The 12,186-nt window shown below is 57.8% G+C and carries 7 protein-coding genes; all 7 read right to left on the reverse strand.

Annotated features, from left to right (window positions below):
• Positions 1–64: 64 nt before the first annotated feature.
• Entirely contained in the window at positions 65–1,030 is a 966-nt protein-coding gene (locus ACNT1W_RS21970) for a zinc-binding alcohol dehydrogenase family protein (protein ID WP_419246884.1), read from the reverse strand.
• A gap of 117 nt (positions 1,031–1,147) precedes the next feature.
• Positions 1,148–4,423: an autotransporter outer membrane beta-barrel domain-containing protein gene (locus tag ACNT1W_RS21975; protein ID WP_419246136.1), complete on the reverse strand. Its 3,276-nt coding sequence runs from the start codon at positions 4,421–4,423 to the stop codon at positions 1,148–1,150.
• Positions 4,424–4,671: 248 nt separating this feature from the next.
• The gene (gene gcvP, locus ACNT1W_RS21980) at positions 4,672–7,551 is read right to left on the reverse strand and encodes an aminomethyl-transferring glycine dehydrogenase (protein ID WP_419246137.1); all 2,880 of its coding nucleotides are present in this window, start codon (positions 7,549–7,551) and stop codon (positions 4,672–4,674) included.
• A gap of 92 nt (positions 7,552–7,643) precedes the next feature.
• Positions 7,644–8,030: a glycine cleavage system protein GcvH gene (gcvH, locus tag ACNT1W_RS21985; RefSeq protein ID WP_012146617.1), complete on the reverse strand. Its 387-nt coding sequence runs from the start codon at positions 8,028–8,030 to the stop codon at positions 7,644–7,646.
• 45 nt (positions 8,031–8,075) lie between these two features.
• Positions 8,076–9,173 carry a glycine cleavage system aminomethyltransferase GcvT gene (gene gcvT / locus ACNT1W_RS21990; protein ID WP_012146618.1) on the reverse strand — a complete coding sequence of 366 codons (1,098 nt, stop codon included), beginning with the start codon at positions 9,171–9,173 and terminating at the stop codon, positions 8,076–8,078.
• Positions 9,174–9,718: 545 nt separating this feature from the next.
• On the reverse strand, positions 9,719–10,921 hold the full coding sequence (gene ubiI, locus ACNT1W_RS21995; RefSeq protein ID WP_419246138.1) for an FAD-dependent 2-octaprenylphenol hydroxylase: 1,203 nt from the start codon (positions 10,919–10,921) through the stop codon (positions 9,719–9,721).
• A gap of 83 nt (positions 10,922–11,004) precedes the next feature.
• Positions 11,005–12,183 (reverse strand): 2-octaprenyl-6-methoxyphenyl hydroxylase, encoded by a 1,179-nt coding sequence (gene ubiH / locus ACNT1W_RS22000; RefSeq protein ID WP_419246139.1) that lies wholly within the window; start codon positions 12,181–12,183, stop codon positions 11,005–11,007.
• Positions 12,184–12,186 lie beyond the last annotated feature (3 nt).

A 12,186-nucleotide genomic window follows, 5' to 3' on the forward strand; every position in this document is an offset into this window, starting at 1 on the left:
TCCGCTTGATTTGCTGTGGCAAACAAATGGGCAAACTGCGGTTTGCCCATAAATATAAAAATAGCTATCCGGCAATGCGGACCACCGAGCGGACGTCGCTTTTCTTGTTCAGATCCCACACTTCCGCGATCTCGGATAAGCCATGCTCCTGAGTCTCGACCGAAATCTGCCCGGTGGCCGCCAACGCCAGGATCTCACTGGCATATCTCTGCATCTCAGCCGCCGATGGGAAATTTCCGGTGCCGCTACCCATAATCTGCAGTTGGTTACTGCGCAATACTGCCGCCGGCAAACAAATGTCCGGCCCGGCCATCGACCCAACATTGACCAAGCGAATACCGCGCCCCCCGGCGTAGGAAGACAGGTCGTGGTTGTTCAGCGTGGCCAGCAGCGCTTCGGTCGCCGTACCCCAGATGTAATCGACTATCACCTGATATCCGTTCGGCCCTGCGGCAGCAGCGAAAGCCTGGGTTAACACATCCCCTTCCAAACTGAGATCCACCGTAGCATCGACATCCAACGTATCCAGCACGCTCTGCCGACGGCCGGCTGCAACAATGCGCCCTGCACCCGCCTGACGAGCCGCCGCTACCGCCAGCTTGCCCGAGGTGCCGGTCGCGCCAATAATCAGTACCGTTTCACCCGCCTGAAGCTCGGCACGCCAGTGCAGCGGCAGCCAGGCAGCGAATGCCGGGTTGATCAAGGCGGCGGCGGTAGCATCATCCACACCAGCCGGTACCGGCACGGTCCAGGAAGCGACGGTACGCTCAGCCAGAGCACCATGCGGCTGTCGGAAAGAGGCGAAATAAACCCGCTGGCCGTCCGGTGTAAAACCAACGCCATCGGTTCCGGGCACGATCGGCAACGCCTTCGGGCTGGAGTAATGGGTTCCCGCCACCATGGCGCGATCCAGTTGTTTGATACCGGCTACGCTCACCTCGATCAGCGTCTCCCCTTCCCTGGCTACCGGCTCATCCACATTACCCGCCACCGGCGCTTGACCTAACACGTTGACAATTGCAGCTCTCATCATTATTGCTCCATATATCGTTCGGGTACCCTGCGGCGACAATAGAAAAGGACACTGCATAATGCAGTGTCCCCTGATAGTACGCTTTGCCGAACGTGTTATTGATATTGCCTAAAATCAGAACCGCCAGGTCACGGACATGTTGCCCTCTAACGAATTGCTGCCCTGACGGAACAGCTCGCTGGAAAGGCCGGCCCCGACGGAAACATCTTTAGTAAGCTGATATTGCACACCCGCCTGCGCGGCCAATCCATCACGACCGGCCAACTTGCTCTTGCTATCAAAAGCGGAAGCGTCATAACCGACGAATTGAGCACGCTGAGTGACACTGTTGCTCAGCAGCTCATGCTGCCAGCCAAGGCGCAGGGTGGCGGACAAAGCCTGTGGCCCCTGGTACAACGCTTCTATGCCCAGCGTGCTTTGCAGTGAATCGGCATAATGGCCTTTAATCTGCATCGGCAAGGTACCAGACCCGGACTCTTTAATTGTACGATGCTTGCTGGCGGTATAATCCAGCGCGGCTACCGGGCCGAAGCTGAACGACTCGGTTAACGCAAAATGATAGCCGCCGCCCAGGGCTAATGAACCGTTCCACGACGTCCAGTCGCTCTTGCTGGTGCCACTCACGCCGGCAACATCAAACTGACGCTTCATATGATTATCCTCAGCCCCTACACGACCCAGGCCATAGGCAAACGGCCCGGCCATGGGATCCTGCGCGAAGCTGAACTGCAGACCGACATCAAATGACGTGCTGTGTGCACGCGCCCGATCGGCGCTTTTGGCATTGACCGTTTGCCCGCCAACCGCCGCGTGGAAGCCGGTTGTCAGCCCCGGCACCAGGACATTGCGTTTCTCTGCGCCGAACAGCACGCCATAACGCGATGCGTTGTAACCGGTGATGTTGGCCGCATTACGCTGCCAGGTGCCACCGCCGTAAGGCAGGGCAAAACTGATCCAATCCTGCTCGTCGCCCATTGGAGCCAACGTCAAATTGCGCTCCGGCGCCGTCAACGCTCGGGTTAATTGGCGTTCGCGATCGAATGACGCCTGGATCAGGCTGTTATAGGCCGACGGCTCCAGCTGCGCCAAAGCGCCGCTCACCTGCTTGCCATCAGGGGTGGAAAAATCCAGCGCGGTCAGCAACGGTCGCATATCATTACCCGCCGTCGCCGCCGCACGGGCCAACGCCAGCCCGACGTTTCGCTCATTAGCACTTTGCGCATACTGGCTATAGGCAGATGCACCACGGGTCGCACTGATTTGATATTCTCCAGCCGCCAATGGCGCTGTACTGAAACTCAGCGTCGGTGACTGCGTCTGCACGCTGACTTGATCGAACTCGCCGCTGACCTGTCCCAGTTGCAGCAGCGAAGCGCTGTTCAACTGCCAGTCTGAGGCATACCAGCCTTTTACCGGCATCAGCGTCAGGGCACCGTCCAGACTGGATGTGCCACTGATTGACACCTGATCTCCGCGCCCCAGACTGTCGAACATCAGTTGCAAACGCCCCTGTGGCCCCTGCTGGTAATCACCAATGATAGCAACCTGGCCAAAAGGTGAACCGGTCGTCAGCAAGCCATTATTGGTGAACAACCCGGCATCCGACAGCTCATAACGGCTATTGCCTGCCAACTGGGCCCCCGGCTCAATATCCACGCTATACACCTGATGCTCGCCATTCAGGGTGGTTTTGCCCCCTTCGGCCACCAGAGCCAAATTATCCTTGCCGCGAATGTTGCCGTTATAGGTGAAGTCGAAACCGCTATCCGCCAGCGCGGTCACCTGCCCCACCCCATCCGGTTGCAGACCGAAGGTTAAGCGGGTGAGACGCGCCTGATTATTTTCGTCCCATTGCGCATAATCAGAAATAATATCACCCTGAATATCGGCGCCGCGCATCACGTTAATCGCGCCGGCCAGCGCATTCACCGACTGGTAAATAGCCGCTTTGGCCCCCTTTAACGAGCCGGTGATATCGAAACTGGACACCAATGGTCCTGCCATGTCTTCGGACTGATCGGTGCCACCCACCAGCCAAATATATGAACCCCGATATTCACTCTCATTGCCCAGCAGGTTGTTGCCGAAATCCAACCGGGCGGCGACGCCTTCTTTGCCGGTCGCCTCCAGGCTGCCGCGCTGGATAATCCTGTGGTTATCTCCGTAGGCCACCAATAAACCGGTGCCGTAATCACCGTTGGCCTGCACTCGGGTACCCGGTGCGATGGTCAGCGTATTGCCCGCACCGTCAACCCGAATACCGGCGGCGGCAACGCCGTCGGCCAGTAAGTCACCGCGTTGCTCCACCCGGTTATTACTGCCGTAAATATGCAACCCGACACCGCGGGCGGCGGTATTGGCCTGGCCGTCGAGATACGCAGTGCCTGCGACATTGCGCGCGAAATACCCCTGTTGGTTAACCACATTCAGACCGCTGCCATACACAGAGCGACCAAAGAAATTACGACGATCGATGTCGTACCCCATGTCTTGCAACACCGCCAGTTCGGCTTCCATCATGGAAGTGTAGTTGCGGTAGTCTTGATGGCTCATCAGACTGCGGTCCAGCTCACTGTGGGACATGTAATCATCATCCAGACTGCCATCCTCAAAAAGGATTCGCACAGGAACTCCCGGCATAGCACCGGCCAGCACCTCTTTGACGTGACTGCCGGCAAAATAGCCCTGGTCTTTGCGCACGTCAAAGCCTGAAGGATCGTCCGGCCCCTCGCATCCTTTGCATAAAATAGCCTGCCCTGGCCGTGCCGGATTACCGTTGTCGTCAAACAGGTGTGATGTCCAGCTGCCCTGCGTCGGACCGAACTGGGTCACGCCATCATCCGGCACGCCGGCGCTGGTGCTAATCCCTAACGCATGGGCAAGCTCATGAAATAGGGTGACTTCCAGATCAAAGCGGGAATCGGTCGGGACCTGCGCAGGCGCGGCTTGTACCGGGGTAAAGTTCAGTTTACCGATGCTGACGAAGGCGTGAGCGCCACTGTCCAACTCACCCGCATCCTGCCCTTGCAATACCGCCTGAAGTTGGGTCAGGCTGAAAGGAGCTTCGCTAACATCAGGGCTCAATGCTCCGGCATTCTGTTCATCAAAAGTACCGATATTGATCACCCCGGGCAATTCGCCGGGCTTGGGTTTAATGATATCGGCCCAGCGCTGCGCCGCACTGATCACCTGGGCCTTTTGTCCGGCATCCAGTGTCCAGGATGAGCGCTGAGGCCCATCCTCACCCGTAAAATAACTGCCGTCGGAGGGAGCGTAAAAATTCAGTTTAAATACCGTTTGCCCGCTGTGATTGCGGACTTCATAACTCTCAACTGCCTGCGCGGAACAGAAGGGTAAAGCCGCCATGATTGCGATAGCCAACCTTTTCATAGAGCACTCCTTGTGAGTCAATCTTCCCTGCAAAATATTTTGCTGAGATCAATTTAACCACCAGGGTTTAAACGGAAAGTAAACCGAGCCGAGTCTTAACCCGGATTGAAAAAAAACGACGGGCAATAGCAATAAAAATTAAAAAACAGCAATTAATCAATAATATAAACAAGAACACTCTTAGGTGTTTCGCGCAAAAAAAAGCAGCGCATGATGCGCTGCTCTTGATACTCCATCGACAGAGGAGCTTATTCGTATTCGCTCATCGGCACGCAGGAACAGAACAAATTGCGGTCGCCGTACACATCATCCAGACGCTTCACGCTCGGCCAGTATTTGTTCTCACGCACACCGGCGATAGGGAACACAGCCAGCTCACGGCTGTAGGCATGCTGCCAGTCGCTGACCAGTTCCGCCTGAATGTGCGGCGCGTTCACCAGCGGGTTGTCTTCCAACGGCCATTCACCTTTTGCCACCCGATCAATCTCGCTGCGGATAGCCAGCATCGCATCGATAAAGCGATCCAGCTCCACTTTGCTTTCCGATTCGGTAGGTTCAACCATCAGCGTGCCCGCTACCGGGAACGACATGGTCGGCGCATGGAAGCCGTAGTCAATCAGGCGCTTGGCAATATCCATTTCGCTGATGCCGGTCTCTTCTTTCAGCGGACGAATGTCGAGAATACATTCATGCGCCACGCGGTGATCGCGACCGGTATACAGCACCGGGTAAGCGTCCTTCAGGCGGGTCGCAATGTAGTTGGCATTAAGAATTGCCACCTGGCTCGCCTGTTTCAGCCCTTCCGCGCCCATCATGCGGATATACATCCAGCTGATTGGCAGAATAGAAGCGCTGCCGAACGGCGCAGCGGAAACCGCACCCTGCTGAGTGAGCACACCGTCGATCTGCACTACGCTGTGGCCTGGAACGAAGGGTGCCAAATGCGCTTTAACGCCGATTGGCCCCATGCCTGGACCGCCGCCGCCGTGCGGGATACAGAAGGTTTTATGCAGGTTAAGGTGTGAGACATCCGCACCGATATAACCTGGCGTAGTGATGCCCACCTGAGCATTCATGTTGGCGCCGTCGAGGTACACCTGGCCGCCGAACTGATGAACGATTTGGCACACTTCACGGATAGTTTCTTCATACACGCCGTGGGTCGACGGGTAAGTCACCATGATACAAGACAGCGCTTCACCCGCTTGCTCTGCCTTGACGCGCAGATCGTGCAGATCGATGTTGCCGTTCTTGTCGCAGGCCACCACCACCACGCTCATTCCTGCCATTTGGGCAGAAGCCGGGTTAGTACCGTGTGCGGAACTTGGGATCAGGCAGATATGACGGCCGGATTCGTTACGGCTTTCATGGTAATGGCGGATCGCCAGCAACCCGGCATATTCACCCTGCGCGCCGGAGTTAGGCTGCATGCAAACCGCGTCGTAACCGGTCAATTGCACCAGCCACTGTGACAACTGGCCGATCATCTGCTGATAGCCTGCAGCCTGCTCTGGCGGGCAGAACGGGTGCAGCTCGGAGAATTCAGGCCAGGTAATCGGGATCATTTCCGCCGCGGCGTTCAGCTTCATGGTGCAAGAACCGAGCGGGATCATCGCCTGGTTAAGCGCCAGATCCTTGCGCTCCAGACGGTGCATATAACGCATCATCTCGGTTTCGCTGTGGTAACTGTTGAATACCGGGTGAGTCAGGATTGGATCCTGACGCAGCATGCCCGCCGGGATCGACTGGCTATTTTTGCTTACCGCCGCGTCCAGAGCGTCGATGTCCAGACCGTGATTGTCGCCCACCAGCAGGGCGAACAAAGTCTGCACGTCTTCACGTGAGGTGGCTTCGTCCAGCGTGATACCCACCGCACCGTGAATGTCGGTACGCAGGTTGATACCAAAGCTCAACGCACGTTCCAGCACCGCGGCCTTGTCTTTCACTTCCACCGTCAGGGTGTCGAACCAGGTTTTGTGGCGCAATTGCAGACCGGCCTGTTGCAACCCGGCAGCCAGAATGTCGGTCAGGCGATGGATGCGCCCGGCAATGCGCTGCAGGCCCTGTGGGCCATGGTACACCGCGTACAGGCTGGCAATGTTGGCCAGCAGCACCTGCGAGGTACAGATATTCGAGTTGGCTTTTTCGCGACGGATATGTTGTTCACGGGTTTGCATCGCCATGCGCAGCGCGGTGTTACCAGCGGCATCGCGGGAAACACCGATGATGCGGCCCGGCATCGAACGTTTGAATTCGTCACGGCAGGCGAAGAAGGCGGCGTGTGGGCCACCGTAGCCCATCGGCACGCCAAAGCGCTGTGCGGAGCCGAACACCACGTCGGCGCCCTGTTTGCCCGGTGCGGTCAACAGCACCAGCGCCATAATGTCGGCAGCCACGCTGGTGCCGATTTTACGGTTTTTCAGTTCCGCCAGCAGTGCGCTGTAATCGTGCAATTCACCGGTCGTGCCAACCTGTTGCAGCAGCACGCCAAACACGCCCTGCAGTTCCAGCACCTTCTCGGCTTTATCTACAATCACTTCAAAACCGAAGGTGGCGGCGCGGGTACGTACTACGTCCAGCGTCTGCGGATGTACGTCGTCAGCCACGAAGAAGCGGTTGGCGTCTTTCAGCTTGCTGGCGCGTTTGGCCAACGCCATCGCTTCGGCTGCTGCGGTTGCTTCGTCCAGCAATGAAGCGGATGCCAGATCCAGACCGGTCAGATCAAGAGTTACGGTCTGGAAGTTCAACAGCGCCTCAAGACGGCCCTGTGACACTTCCGGCTGATAAGGAGTATAAGCGGTATACCAGCCCGGGTTTTCCAGCATGTTACGCAGGATCACCGGCGGCGTCAGCACTGCGCTGTAGCCCATACCGATATAGGATTTGTAGCGCTGATTATGCGAGGCAATCGCCTTCAGTTCGGCCAGCGCCTGATGTTCAGTGGCCGCATCACCCACCGGCGGCGGCGCAGGCAGTTGAATATCTGCCGGCACAATCTGTTGGATCAGCGCGTTGAGCGAACGTGCGCCCACCGCTTCCAGCAACTGCTGCTGTTGCTGCGCAGAAGAGCCGATATGACGTTCGATGAACGCTTCGCTGTGTTCAAGTTGGCTGAGTGTCTGAGTCATTGCTACAAATTCCTGAATGCTTACGGGGTACGGGACATAGCCTGTTCTGTAACTAAAACGCCCCGACCAATAGGCCTGGGGCGTTGCAACGGTTACTCGTCGATAGAAGCCTGATAAGCCGTGGCGTCCAGCAGCTTCGCCAGTTCGCCTTCGTCTGAGGCTTTAATCTGGAACAGGAAGCCTTCAGCGTATGGCCCGCTGTTGACCAGCTCCGGAGAACTTTCCAGTTCGCCGTTTACCGCAACGATTTCGCCGCTGATTGGCGCGTAAATGTCAGAGGCCGCCTTGACGGACTCCGCCACGGCGCAGTCTTCACCGGCGGCAACGGTGCGGCCTACTTCCGGCAGATCGACAAATACCATATCGCCCAGCAGTTCCTGCGCGTGTTCGGTGATGCCCACGGTGTAAACGCCGTTACCTTCTGAACGAACCCACTCATGGGAAGATGCATACTTCAATTCTGTTGGCACATTGCTCATCGCCAGCTACTCCTTCGAAGAAATAAAGAATCAATAAACAAAAAATTAATTAGTCAGTGGCTTACCGGCACGCACGAATCCAGGTTTGGTGACCTTGACCGGCATTTCACGGTTGCGGATCTGCACGATGGCCTGCTCGCCGATACCGGCGGGCACGCGGGCCAGGGCAATACTGAAGCCCAGGGTCGGTGAGAATGAACCGCTGGTGATAATCCCTTCATGCGTCTGACCTGCTTCATCGGTGAATCGCACCGGCAGCTCATTACGTAATACGCCTTTTTCCGTCATGATCAAGCCGACCAGTTGCTCGGTACCCATTTCACGCTGTTTTTCCAGCGCTTCACGGCCAATAAACTGACGGTCTTCCGGCAGCCAGGCAATGGTCCAGCCCATGTTGGCGGCCAGCGGCGAAACGCCTTCGTCCATTTCTTGCCCGTACAGGTTCATGCCTGCCTCCAGACGCAGCGTGTCGCGTGCGCCCAGGCCGGCAGGCTTCACACCTGCTGCCAGCAGTTTTTGCCAGAAATCGACCACCTGCTCTTTCGGCAGGGCGATTTCATAGCCCGCTTCGCCGGTATAACCGGTGGTGGCAATAAACAGATCCCCGGCCTGTACGCCGAAGAATGGCTTCATGCCTTCAACCGCGCTTTTTTGTTCCGGAGTAAATAAGGTGGCGGCACGTTCTTTGGCCTGTGGGCCCTGCACCGCAACCAGCGCCAGATCGTCACGCACCGTCAGGGCAACGCCGTAAGGGGCTGCGTGCTCTTCGATCCAGGCCAGGTCTTTTTCGCGTGTGGCGGAGTTCACCACCAGGCGGAAATAGTCTTCAGTAAGGAAGTAAACAATCAGGTCGTCGATCACACCGCCGGACGCATTCAGCATACCGGTGTATAACGCTTTGCCAGGTTGAGTGAGCTTGGCGACGTCATTCGCCAGCAGGTAACGCAGGAACTCGCGGGTGCGGGCACCGCGCAGATCCACAATGGTCATGTGGGAGACGTCGAACATACCGGCATCCTGACGCACGGCGTGGTGCTCATCGATCTGGGAGCCGTAATGCAGCGGCATCATCCAGCCATGAAAATCTACCATGCGCGCACCGCACGCCACGTGCTGGTCGTACAGTGGGGTTTGCTTTGCCATCTTTTCCCTCATTTCACTCAGAAGCTGAAGATAGGGTGCTGCTACGCAATACATCAGATAATGGCTCGCGGCCGGATTGCGTGGCGCACTGACTGCCCAACGGAAACGCTGCGCCGAAACGTGCAAAAACTGCGGCTAACCGCCGCGACGCAAACGATACCTTTGTCCTGACGTTATCACCGAATGACCCCATTAACCATAAGATAAAATAGGCTTGGCGTCGTTCAGGGCCAGTAAAATGCCGGGCTAGTGTGCAGAGTTTTTGACTGGAAAAATGCGCTTTAAGGCACAAAACCAACAATTAAAGCACCAAAAATCCGAAGTTATATAACAAACCCACGGCAGCATACGGAATTTCGACTTTTGATAACCGAACATGGAATTAGAAAAACTAATGGTAAAACCGGCCTGGAATTAGATTATTTCAAATGAAAGGTTATATAAGAAAAATCTATGGGTATAAGGCGCAGGGCTGCGCCTTCGGGAGCGATGATAATGCGAGGAAAATAAGGCAGAGAGGTCTGGCGACCTCCCTCAGACAGCGGTCAGGCCAGCCATTCTGGCAGGTCATTGAGGCCCATCGCCTGACGCACCAACCTGGGCTTCACGCCCGGCAGGCTATCGGCCAGGCGTAGCCCGACATCACGCAGCAGCTTCTTCGCCGGATGGTTGCCATCAAACAGTTCGCGGAACCCCTGCATGCTGGCCAGCATGACCGCCGCGCCGTGTTTGCGGCGGCGCTCGTAACGACGCAGATACAGATGTTGGCCAATATCCTTGCCCTGACGTTGCAGACGGCGCAGTTCGGCAATCAACTCGGCGGCGTCCATAAAGCCCAGGTTCACCCCTTGCCCCGCCAGCGGATGCACGGTATGTGCTGCATCACCTACCAGCGCCAGCCGGTGCGCGGCAAAGCTGCGGGCGTAACGCCCGGTCAGGGGGAAGGTCTGACGTTCACTTTCCACCGTGCAGGCACCGAGGCGCAGGTCAAAAGCCATCGCCAGCTCACGGTTAAACTGCTCCGGCTCCAGTTGCTTCAGCCGTTCTGCCTCCTCCGGCGCCACCGACCAGACGATCGAGCTTAAATGCGGATCGCTGAACGGCAGAAACGCCAGAATGCCATCGCCGTGGAACACCTGCCGCGCCGTCGCCAAATGCGGTTCTTCGGTGCGAATGGTGGCCACCAGCGCATGGTGGCGATAATCCCAGAAGGTTAGCGGAATATCGGCATGCTGACGCAGCCAGGAATGGGCGCCATCGGCGCCGATGACCAACCGGGCGGTCAGCATACGGCCATCTTCCAGGGTGATAAAAGCGTCGTTTTCGCCCCAGGCCACCTGCTTGAGCGCCGCCGGAGTCATCAGCGTGACGTCACTCAGGCTTTCCGCCCGTTTCCACAATGTCTGCTGGATCACCGAGTTCTCGATGATATGACCGAGATGACTGAAGCCGCACTCGTCACCACGAAAGGCTATTTTACCGAAGCTATCGCGATCCCAAACTTCCATCGCGTTATAGGCGCTGGCGCGCAGGTTGAGGATCTCGTCCCACACGCCAATATGCTGCAGCAGGCGCTCGCTGGCGGCATTGATAGCGGAAACGCGCAGTTCCGGCTGTGGTTGCGGCGGCGTCATATCCGGTTGCTGATGCTCCAGCACCGCAACGCGCAGACCGCTGCCCTGCAAACCACAGGCCAGAGCCAGCCCCACCATACCGCCACCGGCGATAACCACGTCAAATGATTGCATGCTGCTTAATTTCCTTAAATGACTCGCTGTGCCATTGCCCAGCGTTTTGGGCGCAGCACGCTACGCCCCTGCTCATACACCGCTTAACGATCGACCCAGCCCAAAGTGCGCTTGGCAAAGGCGTCTCGCACCGCCGGTAACCGGGCCATCGCCATCAGGCCCAGATTGCGACCGACCACCAGCGGGCCGTAGCGATTGGCAAACAGCCGGATCAGGCCGTCGGTCACGCCGATGGTTGCCTGCTGATCTTGCTGCCGCCGTTGTTGGTAACGCCCCAACAGCGCATAGCCACCGGGATCTTCTCCGGCCTGCTGCGCCTCGGCCAGGGTTTCCGCCAGCGACATCACGTCACGCAGGCCGAGATTGAACCCCTGCCCGGCGATCGGGTGCAGCGTTTGCGCGGCATTGCCCACCAGTGCCAGGCGATGGCTGACATGCTGATTGGCGGTCAATAGGCTGAGCGGATAGCTGTGACGTTTCCCGGCGCGAAGGATGCGCCCCAGACGCCAGCCAAATGCCTGCTGCAACTCACTGATAAAACGTTCGTCGTCCCAGCCGTCAACCTGTTCGCGATCTTCACGCGCATGGCACCACACCAGTGAGCTGCGTCCCTGAGACATCGGCAATAATGCCAGCGGCCCGTGCCGGGTGAAGCGTTCAAAAGCGCGCCCCTGCGGATGCTCGGCGGTGGTGACATTGGCGATGGTAGCAAACTGCGGATAGTCGCTTTGCTGCCACTGCACATTACAGGCCTGTGCCAGCGCCGAACGCGAGCCGTCTGCCGCCACCAGCAGTTTCCCGCTGATGCGCTGACCGTTATCCAGCAGCACTTCGGCCTGCTCCGCGGTGCGCACCACATCGACCACTCGGGCCGGACAGTGCAGCGTAACGCCGGGCGCCTTGGCCAGCAGCGCAAACAGCCGTTGCCCTGCGTCGTGCAGCTCAATCACCTGCCCCAACGCGTCAACCTGATAATCCTGCGCGTGCAAATTAACGAACCCGGCGTGGCCGCGATCGCTAACGTGCACCTGGGTGATGGCCGTCGCACAGTCACGCAGCGCCGGCCAAACGCCGATGCGCGTCAACTGCTGACAGGTGCCCTGCGCCAGGGCAATGGCGCGGGCGTCAAATCCCGGATGGCTGCGGTCGTCCGGTCGGGTCGCTTCGACCAGATCAACCGCCAATCGTCCCTGAGTAAGCGATGAAATGGCCAACGCCAAAGTCGCGCCCGCCATACCGCCGCCAACGATGATTACACTCATGCT

It is taken from the genome of Serratia sp. NFX21, from assembly GCF_048517035.1.
GTDB lineage: Bacteria > Pseudomonadota > Gammaproteobacteria > Enterobacterales > Enterobacteriaceae > Serratia > Serratia quinivorans.

What these genes read in the sequence shown, in the direction of transcription:
- gcvT (WP_012146618.1), bottom strand. Translation starts at nt 9,173, where the DNA reads ATGGCAAAGCAAACCCCACTGTACGACCAGCACGTGGCGTGCGGTGCG.
- gcvP (WP_419246137.1), bottom strand. Translation starts at nt 7,551, where the DNA reads ATGACTCAGACACTCAGCCAACTTGAACACAGCGAAGCGTTCATCGAA.
- ACNT1W_RS21975 (WP_419246136.1), bottom strand. Translation starts at nt 4,423, where the DNA reads ATGAAAAGGTTGGCTATCGCAATCATGGCGGCTTTACCCTTCTGTTCC.
- ubiH (WP_419246139.1), bottom strand. Translation starts at nt 12,183, where the DNA reads ATGAGTGTAATCATCGTTGGCGGCGGTATGGCGGGCGCGACTTTGGCG.
- gcvH (WP_012146617.1), bottom strand. Translation starts at nt 8,030, where the DNA reads ATGAGCAATGTGCCAACAGAATTGAAGTATGCATCTTCCCATGAGTGG.
- ACNT1W_RS21970 (WP_419246884.1), bottom strand. Translation starts at nt 1,030, where the DNA reads ATGAGAGCTGCAATTGTCAACGTGTTAGGTCAAGCGCCGGTGGCGGGT.
- ubiI (WP_419246138.1), bottom strand. Translation starts at nt 10,921, where the DNA reads ATGCAATCATTTGACGTGGTTATCGCCGGTGGCGGTATGGTGGGGCTG.